The sequence below is a fragment of the Bacteroidota bacterium genome (genome assembly GCA_013360915.1).
GTDB lineage: Bacteria > Bacteroidota > JABWAT01 > JABWAT01 > JABWAT01 > JABWAT01.
Window position 1 is genome coordinate 63,782 of record JABWAT010000005.1, and the last position, 13,393, is coordinate 77,174.

Annotated in this window: 13 protein-coding genes; 10 read left to right on the plus strand and 3 right to left on the minus strand. The window is 50.0% G+C overall.

Annotation, left to right across the window (positions count from 1 at the left end; genetic code table 11):
• The first annotated feature begins 84 nt into the window (after positions 1 to 84).
• The 9 genes from HUU10_08275 (at position 85) to HUU10_08315 (ending at position 9,413) form a co-directional block, all read left to right on the plus strand.
• Positions 85 to 1,029: a response regulator gene (locus tag HUU10_08275; protein ID NUQ81589.1), complete on the plus strand. Its 945-nt coding sequence runs from the start codon at positions 85 to 87 to the stop codon at positions 1,027 to 1,029.
• A 459-nt stretch (positions 1,030 to 1,488) separates the two neighbouring features.
• Positions 1,489 to 2,502, plus strand: coding sequence for a histidine phosphatase family protein (locus HUU10_08280; GenBank protein ID NUQ81590.1), 1,014 nt, complete (start codon positions 1,489 to 1,491; stop codon positions 2,500 to 2,502).
• The gene (gene ppk1 / locus HUU10_08285; protein NUQ81591.1) at positions 2,502 to 4,601 is read left to right on the plus strand and encodes a polyphosphate kinase 1; all 2,100 of its coding nucleotides are present in this window, start codon (positions 2,502 to 2,504) and stop codon (positions 4,599 to 4,601) included. Before HUU10_08280 ends, ppk1 begins: the two co-directional genes overlap by 1 nt.
• A gap of 1 nt (position 4,602) precedes the next feature.
• Complete coding sequence (locus HUU10_08290) at positions 4,603 to 5,556, plus strand: exopolyphosphatase (protein NUQ81592.1); 954 nt, start codon at positions 4,603 to 4,605, stop codon at positions 5,554 to 5,556.
• Positions 5,557 to 5,780: 224 nt separating this feature from the next.
• Positions 5,781 to 6,764, plus strand: a complete 984-nt coding sequence (locus HUU10_08295) for a sodium-dependent bicarbonate transport family permease (protein NUQ81593.1) — start codon at positions 5,781 to 5,783, stop codon at positions 6,762 to 6,764.
• The gene (locus HUU10_08300) at positions 6,761 to 7,063 is read left to right on the plus strand and encodes a hypothetical protein (GenBank protein ID NUQ81594.1); all 303 of its coding nucleotides are present in this window, start codon (positions 6,761 to 6,763) and stop codon (positions 7,061 to 7,063) included. The genes HUU10_08295 and HUU10_08300 overlap by 4 nt, the downstream gene beginning before the upstream one ends.
• Entirely contained in the window at positions 7,060 to 7,584 is a 525-nt protein-coding gene (locus HUU10_08305; protein ID NUQ81595.1) for a TRAP transporter small permease subunit, read from the plus strand. Before HUU10_08300 ends, HUU10_08305 begins: the two co-directional genes overlap by 4 nt.
• Positions 7,574 to 8,896, plus strand: a complete 1,323-nt coding sequence (locus HUU10_08310) for a TRAP transporter large permease subunit (protein ID NUQ81596.1) — start codon at positions 7,574 to 7,576, stop codon at positions 8,894 to 8,896. The genes HUU10_08305 and HUU10_08310 overlap by 11 nt, the downstream gene beginning before the upstream one ends.
• A gap of 1 nt (position 8,897) precedes the next feature.
• The gene (locus HUU10_08315) at positions 8,898 to 9,413 is read left to right on the plus strand and encodes a GNAT family N-acetyltransferase (GenBank protein ID NUQ81597.1); all 516 of its coding nucleotides are present in this window, start codon (positions 8,898 to 8,900) and stop codon (positions 9,411 to 9,413) included.
• Here HUU10_08315 and HUU10_08320 read toward each other — a convergent pair.
• The 3 genes from HUU10_08320 to HUU10_08330 all read right to left on the minus strand — a co-directional run bounded on the left by HUU10_08320 (position 9,407) and on the right by HUU10_08330 (position 12,284).
• A complete protein-coding gene (locus HUU10_08320) occupies positions 9,407 to 10,513 on the minus strand; it encodes a TRAP transporter substrate-binding protein (protein ID NUQ81598.1) in 1,107 nt (368 codons plus the stop codon). The genes HUU10_08315 and HUU10_08320 overlap by 7 nt on opposite strands.
• A gap of 3 nt (positions 10,514 to 10,516) precedes the next feature.
• The gene (locus HUU10_08325) at positions 10,517 to 11,152 is read right to left on the minus strand and encodes a LysE family transporter (GenBank protein ID NUQ81599.1); all 636 of its coding nucleotides are present in this window, start codon (positions 11,150 to 11,152) and stop codon (positions 10,517 to 10,519) included.
• Positions 11,153 to 11,237: 85 nt separating this feature from the next.
• Positions 11,238 to 12,284, minus strand: coding sequence for an adenylate/guanylate cyclase domain-containing protein (locus HUU10_08330; GenBank protein NUQ81600.1), 1,047 nt, complete (start codon positions 12,282 to 12,284; stop codon positions 11,238 to 11,240).
• Between the two features lie 111 nt (positions 12,285 to 12,395).
• On the opposite strand from HUU10_08330, the gene HUU10_08335 reads away from it, so the two are divergent.
• Positions 12,396 to 13,235 (plus strand): undecaprenyl-diphosphate phosphatase, encoded by an 840-nt coding sequence (locus HUU10_08335; protein NUQ81601.1) that lies wholly within the window; start codon positions 12,396 to 12,398, stop codon positions 13,233 to 13,235.
• Positions 13,236 to 13,393 lie beyond the last annotated feature (158 nt).

Below are 13,393 nucleotides of genomic sequence, written 5' to 3' on the forward strand. Positions count from 1 at the left end.
TCCCCGATCATGTTCATTCCTGAATCAGATGACAATCGGGAAAAAATTACCTATATTCCCAAGAGATAACCAATACAGGGCTTCATGTCAAGACTTTCGGTTCTTTTTGTGGATGATGAGGAAGCGGTCTGCTCGACGTTTCAGAGCATTTTCAGCCGTTTCTACCGGGTTCACATTGCCAGCAACGGACAGGAAGCACTTGGAATCCTTTCCACCACACCGGTTCACGTGATCGTCACCGATCAGAAAATGCCGGGCATGAGCGGGACCGACCTGCTGAAAATTTCGAAAGAAAAGTATCCCGAAACCGTCCGCATTCTGGTCACCGGTTATGCCGATCTTGATGCAGTCATCGAAACCATTAACAGCGGTGATATTTTCCGGTTTATTTCGAAACCGTGGAAAGTAGACAAACTAAAAGAAACCATCGACCTCGCTGGCCAGGTTTACCAGCAGGTGCAACTCGCCCGATCCAAATCTGATTCTGCAAGATCCGCTCCTTCCGGCGGACCCATTCGCCAGAAACCTCACCTGTTGTTTGTTGATGGCAGTGAAGCGCAGTTACACTCCTTTTCAGAAACATTCAGCGCCAGTTTTACTGTACACACTGCAAACTCTGCCGAGCGTGCCTATCAGGTGCTGAGATCAAATCCGGTGGCAGTGGTCATTTCGGAAGCAAGAATTGGCGAGACCGATGGCATTGATTTTATTTCGGTTATCCGGGATGATTTCCCTTCTGTGGTGCCGGTTCTTCTTACTGAAATAAAAGACATCGACCTTGCCGTCCGGTTGATCAATCAGGGCCGGATACACCGGTATTTTATTAAACCGTACCGCAAGGAAGTGTTTGTTCAGGAAATTGAGAAAGCGGTTTCCCTCTACCAGCAAAACCAGGCAAAACCAGAATTGAATATCAGAAAAATTGAAAGTGATATCCTCAATACGGAAACTGACCAGCCCAAATCAGAAAGCCTTGCTGACTCCCTTAAAAACACACGGAACCGTCTGCAGCGCCGTCTTGGATATTAATTAAACTGCGGTTGGCCATTCTCCTCTGAACGTCATTCGATCCTGATCTGTTTCTCTCCAAACCGCGGCCCTTGTTCCTTCCTTTTCCTTTTTTCACTGCAGTGGTTGTTTGTCCGACATCCCTTTTTCCATCATTTAATTATGATCATCCGCCTGAATACCAGTGGATTTTCTGAAATCAGAACGTGATTTACCGCATCATTCCTCAGATTTGCAGTGAAAAGGCAAGTATTTTAAATCTATTTTTCCTGAGGGTATTGAATTTGAAACAATTTATATTTTATTTTTGTTGAAGAAATAGTTGACTTTAAATCAGATTTTTATAAAAGTCAGTTCAGAAAAAATAAAATCCGTCCCCAACCGGAAAAAGAAAAGAGACTGTTTGTCCATTAATATCCGTCAGAAGGATATCTCTGTCAGCCAAAAGACAGCATCACTTACCGGACCACACCAGCCCATATGAAACCTCTGTCCCCAACGGAATTTCAGATCATCCTGATCCGCCACTCAAAAGCAGAATCGGATGAACTGGTTTTTTCTGACCGGGAACGTCGGTTAACAAAATCAGGCAGAAAGGATGCAGAAAAATCGGGTGACTACCTGGCATCATTGTCCATTTCGCCCGACCTGATTCTCACCAGCCCTGCACAGCGTGCCATTGAAACAGCCCAACGCATCAGCACTTCAATTTCCTACCCCGAAGAAAAAATCAGGATTTCAGAGGTATTGTACTCTGGCGATGCCGGGTTACAGATTAATCTGATCAGGCAAACCAGATCAGAAATCAGACAGTTAATCATCATTGGTCACAATCCGATGATCAGTGATCTGCTGACCTGGTTGACCGGATCATCCGGCTGGTCACTTCCGACCAGCGGAATCACGGGAATCCGGTTTGAAAGTTCAGACTGGAATTCCATCCAACCCGGCTCAGGAACGATTGTATTTGTTCACACCCCCTCCGATAAAGTCAAGCACCTTCCCGAGTTCGCGCCAGCGAAGTCCCGCATCGAGCACCTGCTGTTCGAGACCCTGTATTCACTAACCAAACACATAGGAGAGTCATCCATGTCCAAGATCGAAAAAGAGGTAAAGAGCCTTACCGATCAGTTCCTCAAAAAGGTTCTGAAAGCTGTTAAAGATGCCGAGAAAAAGGCAACAGCGGCCCCTAAAAAACGCGGACGCAAACCAGCTGCCAAGGCTGCAAAACCTGCTGCTGATGCTGCTCCCAAAAAACGCGGACGTAAACCAGCTGCTAAAGCTGCAAAACCAGCCGTTGCAAAAGCCCCGGCGAAACGCGGACGTAAACCGGCTGCCAAGGCTGCAAAACCAGCCGTTGCAAAGGCACCTGCTAAACGTGGTCCGAAGCCAGCAGCTAAAAAGGCAGTAACCAAAACCGGAGCCAAACGCGGTCGTAAACCGAAAGTGGCACCGGCTCCTGCACCTGCCGCAACCCCAGCACCGCAGGTCTGATGCCAACAGTCAACAACCTGTTTAAAGAACGGGAAATCAGTTGGCTGTCTTTTAACGAACGGGTCCTCCAGGAAGCGGAGGACCCTTCCGTTCCGCTGATTGAACGTTTAAAATTCCTTGGAATCTTTTCATCCAATCTCGATGAGTTTTACCGCGTTCGTGTTGCCGTTCTGAAACGCATGTCCAAGCTATCCAACCGATACACAAAAATGGTTGGGAAAAAGCCCGAAGTGGTCCTTGATGAAATTCAACAGATCATGTTCAGGCAAAACAAAAAGTTTAATGCCATCTATGCCGATATCCTTCAGGGACTTTCACGGCATCATATTCATATTATCAATGAAACACAGCTGAATCACGATCAGAGCCAGTTTGTCCAGCAGTATTTCCGAAGCGAAGTACACCCCACCCTGGTCCCGATCATGATTGATGACATCAAAGAATTTCCGTATCTGAAAGACCGGTCCATCTATCTGGCGGTCATTCTTTCCTCGCACCGGAAGCACAACAAAAACCGGTTTGCTCTCATTGAGGTTCCTTCACAGCTTCCCCGGTTTATTGTCCTGCCCGATTCCTCTCAGCGTACCTCGATTATTCTGCTCGATGATATCATCCGGTATTGTCTGCATGATATATTTTTCATTTTCGGATTCAACCACTACTCTGCCTACACAGTTAAAATGACCCGGGATGCAGAATTGGATCTCGATAACGATGCGGTTGCCAGTTATGTGGAAAAGCTGGAGAAAAGTCTCAAACAACGTCAGAAAGGAAATCCGGTCCGGTTTATTTACGATGAAACCATGCCGGAAGAACTGCTGAATTATTTCGTCAAGCGTTTGCATCTGAATAAAAAGGATACCGTCATCCCAGGGGGCCGTTATCACAATTTTAAAGATTTTATCCGCTTCCCCAAGGTGGGTCCTTCAGAACTCAGATATCACTATCCGCCGGTTTTAAAACACCGCGATCTGCCGCATGGGGTTTCGGTAATTGAAACCATCAGGCGCAAAGATCTTGTCCTGCATTTTCCCTATCAGTCCTTCGATCATGTGATTGACCTGCTCAGAGAAGCCGCGATCGACCCGAATGTAACCTCCATTAAAATGACGCTTTACCGGGTGGCCAGTAAATCAAATGTGGTCAATGCTCTCATCAACGCTGTCAAAAACGGAAAACGGGTGGTGGTGGTCATGGAGCTTCAGGCCCGGTTCGATGAGGAAGCCAATATTTACTGGTCGAACCGGCTGGTTGAAGAAGGAGCCAAGGTAATTCACGGGTTCCGTAGCACTGATTCAGATCCGCGCGACAATTCATACAAAGTCCACTCGAAACTTCTGCTGATCACCCGGCAGGAAGGACGGCATGTAAAACGATTTGCCGCTATTTCAACAGGTAATTATAATGAAGACACCGCACGGATTTATACCGATAAATGCCTGCTGACCTCTCATAAAGGAATTACCGAAGAAGTGTCCCAGTTGTTCGAGGCCTTTGAAGACCACATCAAGCTGTTTAAAATCCGTTACAAACATCTTGCGGTCAGCCCGTACAACATGCGGTCCACCTTTGTGAAACTCATTAAATCTGAAATCAGAAATCACCAGGAAGGAAAACCGGCCTACATCATTCTGAAGGTGAACAACCTGGTTGACAAGGATGTGGTAATTCTTCTTAACGAGGCGGTTAAGACAGGAGTGAAAGTAAATCTGATCATCCGGGGAACCTGTTCACTGGTCCCAGCCGAAAAAACCGACACCTCCGATTTCGAAGCCATCAGTATTGTTGATAAATTTCTCGAACACAGCCGGGTTTATTTCTTCTGCAACAACAATGATCCGGTCTGTTACATCAGTTCGGCTGATCTGATGACCCGAAATCTCGATCAGCGGATTGAAGTGGCGGTTCCTATCTATGACAAATCCCTTCAGGAGGAACTCCGCACCATCATTGACCTGCAGCTTGCCGATACGGTTAAAGCGCGTTTGCTCGATATTCACCAATCCAATATTTACAAAGAAACGCCGGCAGGAGAGAAGCCAATACGGTCTCAGGTATCCATTTACGACTATCTGAAAACCTTATCTGCCGCTGACTGATATGGCCCGGTCGCTTTTTTCTCTGCCCGCTCCCGAAGAATGGCCTTCCGTTCCGGGTTCTGAGCCCCTTCGTTTTGCGGCCATTGACATCGGTTCCAATGCAGTCAGGCTGTTATTTGCCCACGTATACGAAAATCCCGATCAATCCATTGATGTCAAAAAGGTCAATCTCGTCAGAATGCCTCTGCGCCTCGGTGATGATGCCTTTACGAAAGGCAAGCTTTCAGAGGACCGGGAAATGGCCCTGACCAATACCATGCTGGCCTTTTCTTATCTGATCAGAGTGTTCGATCCGATAGCCACCAAAGCCTGCGCAACCTCTGCCATGCGTGAAGCACGCAACGGACTGGAAATTGCCATGCGGATAAGAGAAAAAACCGGAATCGGTATTGAGATCATCGATGGAAAGACCGAAGCAGATTACATTTTTTCGAACCACATTGCCGAAGCCCTTCCCGGTGACCGGGCGTATCTCTACATTGATGTCGGCGGCGGAAGCACCGAACTGACCCTGTTCGGAAATGGAGTCAAGTTTACCTCTGAATCGTTTAATATCGGAACCATCCGCCTGATCGATGAACGGGTATCTGATGAAGAATGGACCCGGTTGAAAAACTGGGTCACGCGGCAAACGGGACTGTTCAGCAAGGTGACTGCCATTGGCTCGGGCGGAAACATTAACAAAATCCACCGGCTGGCCGGACGGTCAGACGGGGAGTCCCTGTCCTTTAAAAAATTCAGGGAAACTGCTTCCTGGCTGTCTGGCTTTTCGACTCAGGACCTGATCAGGAAACTAGGCCTCAAGCCAGACCGCGCCGACGTGGTGCTTCCTGCAAGTGACATTTATCTTTCCATCATGAAGTGGGGATCCATCAAAGAAATCCTGGTGCCTCAGATCGGACTTTCTGATGGATTGATTCACGTGTTGTATGAAGAATGGAAGACCCGAAGCTGATCCTCACATCCAACGGACCAGTGAACCAATCACAAAGACTGTAAAAAATACCGACACTGTGAAGACTCTGATCAGGGTAGTGAGTGTCTGCATATTGGCTCCGTTTTAGTTCCGCCCATCCTTCCTGCTATCTTTATGCCAATTCAGCCAGCCTGCCAGGATTCCATCAAAAACACAGGGTTGGTCCGATGACTGTAATCAATCGTTGACAAGGGGTGTATCCGATGCCAGACATACAGATCATTCTGAACAACCTGGTCAGCCCACCCATTCTCTTTTTCTTTCTGGGTGCTCTGGCGGCTGTTGTGCGGTCCGACCTGGATATTCCGGCACCGATACCTAAACTGCTCAGTATCTATCTGCTGATTGCCATCGGCCTGAAGGGCGGCTATTCTCTTTCTGCAACGGGCCTCAGCGGACAGATTGTTACAGAACTGGCTCTGGCGGTCGCATTGGCGGCTTGCATTCCCCTCGTTGCCTGGTTCATCATCAGGCGATGGGTTTCACCTGCCAACGGCGCAGCCATTGCAGGAACCTACGGCTCGGTCAGCGCAGTCACCTTCATTACCGCCATTTCCTTTCTTTCGACCCAGCAGATGGTACCAGACGGACATTGGGTTGCGGCACTGGCTCTGATGGAAAGCCCGGCCATTATCATAGCAGTTATTCTTTTCAGACGCTCTCAGAGAGGAACCGCCGATCCCGCCGGTTTTGGCTGGGGTCACCTGATTAAGGATGCTTTTCTAAACAGCTCCGTTTTTATTCTGCTGGGAAGTCTGGCGGTTGGTGCTCTGACCGGCGAGAAGGGAAAAACCATGACAGAACCATTTACGGGTGGCTTGTTTTATGGGATTCTGATGCTGTTTCTTCTCGATATGGGATTGGTTGCGGCCCGGCGTCTGCTTGAAGGAAAAAGGCCTGGGTTTGCCCTGATCGGCTTCTCGCTGTGGTTCCCGGTTCTGGCCGCTTGTCTGGCCATCTCCATTTCCGCAATGCTGAATCTGTCGATTCCATCTGCCTTTCTCCTCACAGTTTTAAGCGCTAGCGCCAGTTATATTGCTGTTCCCGCTGCCCTGAGGCTGGCGATTCCCGAAGCCAACCCCGGATTGTATGTGACCATGTCACTGGCCATCACCTTCCCCTTCAACATTATCGTTGGAATTCCTCTATACCTCACCGTTATTCAAGCCATCTGGAGGTACTTATGAAACCAGTCAAACGGGTCGAAATCATTATCGGATCGGTAATTATGCCGGTTCTGATCAGAAACCTCTCTGCGGCCGGGTTTCATCAGTACACTCATATCCGTCATGCAAATGGAAGGGGGTCCCTGTTTGACCGCACCGCTGACGATGTGACCGATGTTTTTGCAGTTGATGTTCTGATTCTTGCCATTGATTCCACCTCCCTTCCCGATCTGACCGCCGCGATTGGTCCCATGATTGAATCCTACGGCGGAATCTGTCTGGTATCGGATTCCATGATATTGGAACAAAGCACCCAATGAACCGGTTACTCCTCCTATCGGACCGGTTGGACCGGTTCACAAACCGGGCAGGACTGCTGACCATCTGGTTGTCCCTGTTTCTGGTCATTGTCATTATTGCCGATGTGATCATCCGGTACCTGACCTCACAAACTGCGGCCTGGATTCCCGAACTGGAATGGCATCTCTTCGCCCTTTTGTTTCTCCTCGGTGCCGGTTACACCCATCAGGCGGACCGCCATGTCAGGGTCGATATCTTTTATTCCGGTTTATCACCGAGAAAAAAAGCACTGGTGAATACGCTCGGCACTTTTCTCCTCCTGCTTCCCTTTTGTGTGCTGGTTGTGGTCACTTCCATTCCCTTTATTCATGCCAGCTGGTCACTGGGTGAAACGTCTCCCGACCCCGGCGGCTTACCCGCACGCTGGCTGATCAAATCGGCTATTCCGGCCGGATTCATGCTCCTGTTCATCGCCGGGCTTTCATCCGGACTCAGAAGCCTGTACACACTCCTTACCGGAAAGGCTGCACATGATCATTGAACTGAACCCGATGATTTTGTTTGTCTTTCTGATTCTGCTGCTCATGCTGGGGTACCCGGTCGCCTTCTCGCTGGGCGGACTCAGCCTGATCGTTGGCGCACTTACCTTTGGGGTCGATTTTTTTAACCTGCTCCCCCTGAGGGTCTGGGGAATCATGACCAATTACGTCATGCTGGCCGTTCCCCTCTTTGTCTTCATGGGGGTTATGCTGGAAAAATCCGGACTGGCCAATGACCTGCTTGAAACCATGGCGCTTCTGTTTGGAAAACTGAAAGGCGGACTGGCCATTTCCGTTCTGTTTGTGGGGCTTCTGCTGGCTGCCTCAACCGGCATTGTGGGTGCCACCGTTGTGACCATGGGTCTGCTCAGCCTTCCCACCATGCTGAAACGGGGATACAAACCAGAACTGGCCACAGGAACCATTGTTTCTGCCGGAACCCTTGGTCAGATCATTCCGCCGAGCATTGTGCTGGTCCTGCTTGGCAGTGTTCTGAATGTATCGATTGGTGACCTGTTCATCGGAGCACTCATTCCGGGAATGCTCATTGTGGGCCTTTACTTTATTCTGATTCTGATCATTGCCCATATCAAGCCGGAATGGGCACCCGCCATGCCATCCGACGAACTGGCCGCCTTTGAAGCATCCGGCAAATGGAAACGCGTGGGTAAATCGCTGGCTGCACCCATCGGTTTGATGGTGGCCGTTCTGGGCTCGATTTTTACCGGAATTGCCTCACCCACCGAGGCGGCGGCCGTTGGCGCAGCCGGTGCAACGCTGATGACCTGGTCACAGGGCAAACTGAACCGGGACACACTCCTTGCGGTCATGAAGGAAACCACCTGGCTGACCTCCATGGTCATGATTATTCTGGTCGGCGCCACTGCCTTCGGGCTGGTCTTCCGTGGGGCCGGCGGCGATCTGTATCTGGCCGGACTGATTTCCCATTTCGATTTGTCACCCCATCACTTTCTGCTGATCGTTATGATCACGGTGTTTATTGCAGGATTTTTTATCGACTTTATCGAAATCTGTTTTATCATTGTGCCGGTGGTGACACCCCTTTTCATTCAGATGGGTATTGATCTGACCTGGATCGGGATATTACTGGCTGTCAATCTGCAAACCTCGTTTCTGACCCCGCCTTTCGGCTTTGCCCTTTTTTACCTGAAGGGGGTGGCTCCTCCCGGCATCACCACCGGACATCTTTACAGGGGGATCATCCCTTTTATCGCCATTCAGTTGCTGGTCTTGTTACTGGTGGCACTTTTTCCTGAACTGAGCCTGTCTCTGGTTCACTGGATAGGAGGCTGACATGTGGAAACTCGAAACTCCGAGGTTGCTGCTCCGTGAACTCACGGTAAACGATGCAGAGAACCTGTTCAGTTTAAATGCCGACCCAGAGGTGATAAAATGGACCGGCGACGAGACTTTTCCATCGGTTGAGGCGGCCCGGGCCTTTCTCGAATCCTACACAGCCTATCAGGAAACGGGCATGGGTCGGTGGGCCGTTGAACTGAAGGAAACCGGGGAATTCATCGGTTGGTGCGGACTGAAGGTGCATACAGACAGTGGTGCCGTGGATCTCGGGTTCCGTCTTAAACAATCCGTCTGGAACCATGGACTGGCTACCGAGGCAGCCAAAGCCTGCCTGGACTATGGGTTCAATCACCTGGGATTGCTGATTATTATCGGAAGGGTTCATCCCGGCAATGCTGCCAGCAAACGGGTACTCGAAAAATGCGGTCTGACCTTTTGGGAAAAAGGCTTCGACCATGAAACAGACATTGATATTTACCGGATCATCAACCTGACCGGAATGATTCACTGACGACCGATCTGCAGATAATAGGGAATTTCGGACATCTCGGACCAGGAGACCGATTTTTCCTGAAAACTCCGGTACGATTCATACACCTTTGCCGCTTCAGGATCGGTTTTTACCAGGTTTTCCAGCACCAGTTTTGTTTGTAACCGCAGCGCCGTCATCACGTCCTCGGGAAACGGAAGAATCTCAACAGATCCTTCCTGACGGATCTTTTCCAGATAGTCACGGTTTCGCGCTTCGAACCGGGTCAGCATGTAGTCATTCAGATTGGCAGCCGCACTGCGGATAATGGCCTGCAGATCGGGCGGAAGGCCATCCCAGGCCGTTTTATTAATCATCAATTCCAGCGTGGGTCCCGGTTCATGCCAGCCAGGATAGTAATAGTAACGAGCAATGCGGTGAAAGCCCATCAGGTAATCATGATACGGACCGATCCATTCGGCAGCATCGATCACCCCGCGTTCCAGATTCGTATAAAGTTCACTTCCCGGAACCAGAACCGCGGTCGCTCCCAATCCTGAAATGACCTTTCCGCCAAGCCCCGGCATCCTGATTTTCAGACCTTTCAGATCATTCACGGTCCGGATCGGCTTGTTAAACCAGCCTCCCATCTGAACACCCGTGTTTCCTGCCGGAAAAGGAACCAGATGATACCGGGCATAGAGGTCGGTCCACAATTTCAATCCGCCCCCTTCAGTCAGCCAGGTATTCATTTGCTGGGCATTCATTCCGAAGGGAACCGTGCAGAAAAACTGAGCGGCCGGTACCTTTCCGGCCCAGTAATAGGAGGCACCATGACCCATTTCGGCCGTTCCCAGGCTGACTGCATCAAAAATTTCCAGAGCGGGAACCAACTCACCGGCCCCGAACACCTGAATGGTCATTCTTCCGCCCGACATCGCAGCAACCTGTCTGGCAAATTCATCAAGTCCTTCACCCATGATCGGGAAGTGAGGAGGCCATGTGGTGACCAGACGCCAGTGCCAGGTCTTCCCGGAAACCACCTGTCCGTTTTCAGCCGACTGAAACCTGATTTTACAGGAAGAAAACACACCCAGGGCAACCAGACCGGTCACCAGTAAAATGAGAAGTCGTTTAAGCATATTTCAGAACCGGAAAAAAGCTGAAATGATAATGGAAATACCAAAAATGGACAGAATGATGCCGCTGATCTGGTTCAGCCGGCGAAGGGTATCCAGGTTGATGCGGGTCCGCAAATGACTGATCAGCTGGCTGAATCCGAGCCAGAAGGAAATGGCCCCGGTAAAAACACCCCCGACCAGCAAGGCCACATTCACCGGGGAATGACTGATCGAATCGATCCCCAGAGCGGCAAAAATAGCCAGAAAACTGAAGATCATAACCGGGTTGGTAAAGGCAAGAATGAAGGCATATAAAAAGGACCGTTTGATACCAGACTCACGGGTGGTATCGTCCTGAACATTCAGTGGAATACGTGCATGCGTAAATAACACCCGCGTTCCGAAAATGACCAGAAAGGTTCCGCCAGCCAGACTCATCTGAAAAGAGTAAGCCAGCAGAAGATCGGCAATGAACTGCAATCCGACCGCCGCAATCAGACAGTAGATGCTATCCGCTGTGGCTGCGCCAAAACCGGTCATCACACCGTGAAAGGGACCTTTCAGCAGGATCCGCCTGATTCCCACCACACTGATGGGACCAACCGGCAGACTGACAAACAGACCAATAAGCAGGCCTTTAAGAAAAACAGTTAGTTCCAATGGGTCTTTTTTCTGTATCCAATCCTTTAATATAAGTGAGGATCGGATGAAAAAAAACCAAAATCAGTCGGAAAGGCTTCCCCCTTCAGGTCGATGGGATCTGGTTCAGCTGATAGACAAAATAGTCATCGCGGATCCCCTTCAGTTTAGCCCGGTATTTAAAAATGGCCGGCATGCCTCTGAGCCGCTGTCTGGAACGGGGGTCATCAAAGACCGATTTGGAAATAAAAACATCTCCTCCTTTGCTCAGACCCTGCACCCGTGCAGCCACATTGACCGTCCCGCCGAAATAGTCGATCCGGTTGTTAAGGTTTACCACCAGGGCCGGGCCATTGTGCAACCCCATTTTAACCACCAGCGGAGTCGGGGACTTCTGAGAGGCAAAGTGATTCTGAATATCGATGGCCGCATTCACACCGTCCTCAATTTTGGGAAATATGGCCATGACGGCATCGCCGATGGTTTTCACGATGGTGCCATTGTTGTTTTCAATCAACAGATCCATGATGTTAAAATGACTTCTCACCAGCCGGTAAGCATTCAGATCGCCGATCGATTCATACAATTCGGTTGATTTTTTCAGGTCGGTAAATAAAACCGTCACACTCTTGATTTTAAGTCCCGCATCTTCGGCAACCACCTGCCCTGAAAAATGACGTCTGAAATAGCTGTTGGTCAGCAAATCCTTGGCTGAAAGTCCGGCCACCTGTGAGATTCTTGCCAGATCGGCTGGACGGTCGGCCAGATTATCAGAAACCGACAGATGGACTTCCAGATTATCATCCACCGACACCTCAAAGGATACGTTACAACCGGGGCAGGATCCGGTTTCATGAACATGTCCGAGAGAGCGGGTATGATGGGTTACTCCTTTGCACATACCGCAAACGGCATTCCACTCCAGATCGAGAATGCCATGCCGGACCGCTCTCAGCAAGTAAGTGGTTACCGAGTAGGAAGGTAACCCGAGCACCTGCCTGATTTCATCCGGATTCACCGGAAACAGGGATTCAGCCGGTGCCTGTCGCAGATAGTCCCCGAAACGCTGAACCACTGCTGGCTGGCACCCTTCCTCTGCGGCCATCTGTTTTAATTTATCGGCAAGGTAAAGATCGGCTCCGGATGCTAACATGTGGTTGATTCCTTTTTATCACTTAGTCGCCAGGATGACTCAAACCTTACCATCTTTTTTCATCAGGTTCAGTCGGTCCGTATTTTCGCAGGTCACAGGAAGGAAAGTTAAATGAGCGATTGGTCAGCTGCAATTATTTTGGGAATTGTGGAAGGGTTAACCGAGTTTATTCCGGTTTCTTCCACCGGGCACCTGATTCTGACCCACCACCTCCTGTTTGGTGGCGAGGAAATGACCGGATTCTGGGCCACATTTGAAGTCGCCATTCAACTGGGCGCTATCCTGGCCGTTGTGGTTCTCTACTGGTCCCGTTTTATGGAATTGCTCGGAATCTCAAGACCGTCAGGAACGCCTTTCCCTGCAGTCCGTTCCTTGTTTTTACCCGATCAGCGTCTCGGACTTCTTCATATTCTTTTTGCCATCTTCCCTGCCCTTGTGGCTGGGTTTCTGCTTCATGGTTTTATCAAATCGGAATTGTTTTCGGCCGGAACAGTGGTCATTGGCCTCATTGCCGGTGGCCTGGTAATGGTTGCCCTTCCCTACATCGTACCCAAACCAAAGACCGAGTCGCTTGATTCGATCTCCCTGAAGCAGGCTTTTCTGATCGGATTGGGCCAATGCCTGTCCCTCTGGCCAGGCGTTTCGCGGTCGGGCGCCACCATTATCACCGGAATTTTCTCTGGTCTCGGGCAGAAAACAGCCGCCGAGTTTTCATTTATTGTGGCCGTACCCGTCATGATGGCCGCCACTGGTTATGACCTGCTGAAATCATGGTCACTGATCACTTCAGACACCTTTGTCACCCTCACCATCGGATTTGTGGTCTCCTTTCTGGTGGCCATCGCAGCCATTAAGGGATTCCTTTCCCTGCTTTCCAGAATCGGTCTTCCGGCCTTTGGCTGGTACCGGATAGTGGCCGGATTGGCCTTTGGCTGGTTTTTCCTCTGGTGACCACTCTGGTCAACAGTGAACAAATTTTTAGACAGTCCGGTTTGCGGCCGTGCTGTGAAAAACCAGCATTCGTTTCTCTCATTCAACCAGAACACGCAGGCACCTTCGACACTTCAGGTGATTTTGCTCACAGCAGACCAGATCCTGCTATAAATCAG

What these genes read in the sequence shown, in the direction of transcription:
- HUU10_08275 (NUQ81589.1), top strand. Translation starts at nt 85, where the DNA reads ATGTCAAGACTTTCGGTTCTTTTTGTGGATGATGAGGAAGCGGTCTGC.
- HUU10_08280 (NUQ81590.1), top strand. Translation starts at nt 1,489, where the DNA reads ATGAAACCTCTGTCCCCAACGGAATTTCAGATCATCCTGATCCGCCAC.
- ppk1 (NUQ81591.1), top strand. Translation starts at nt 2,502, where the DNA reads ATGCCAACAGTCAACAACCTGTTTAAAGAACGGGAAATCAGTTGGCTG.
- HUU10_08290 (NUQ81592.1), top strand. Translation starts at nt 4,603, where the DNA reads ATGGCCCGGTCGCTTTTTTCTCTGCCCGCTCCCGAAGAATGGCCTTCC.
- HUU10_08295 (NUQ81593.1), top strand. Translation starts at nt 5,781, where the DNA reads ATGCCAGACATACAGATCATTCTGAACAACCTGGTCAGCCCACCCATT.
- HUU10_08300 (NUQ81594.1), top strand. Translation starts at nt 6,761, where the DNA reads ATGAAACCAGTCAAACGGGTCGAAATCATTATCGGATCGGTAATTATG.
- HUU10_08305 (NUQ81595.1), top strand. Translation starts at nt 7,060, where the DNA reads ATGAACCGGTTACTCCTCCTATCGGACCGGTTGGACCGGTTCACAAAC.
- HUU10_08310 (NUQ81596.1), top strand. Translation starts at nt 7,574, where the DNA reads ATGATCATTGAACTGAACCCGATGATTTTGTTTGTCTTTCTGATTCTG.
- HUU10_08315 (NUQ81597.1), top strand. Translation starts at nt 8,898, where the DNA reads ATGTGGAAACTCGAAACTCCGAGGTTGCTGCTCCGTGAACTCACGGTA.
- HUU10_08320 (NUQ81598.1), bottom strand. Translation starts at nt 10,513, where the DNA reads ATGCTTAAACGACTTCTCATTTTACTGGTGACCGGTCTGGTTGCCCTG.
- HUU10_08330 (NUQ81600.1), bottom strand. Translation starts at nt 12,284, where the DNA reads ATGTTAGCATCCGGAGCCGATCTTTACCTTGCCGATAAATTAAAACAG.
- HUU10_08335 (NUQ81601.1), top strand. Translation starts at nt 12,396, where the DNA reads ATGAGCGATTGGTCAGCTGCAATTATTTTGGGAATTGTGGAAGGGTTA.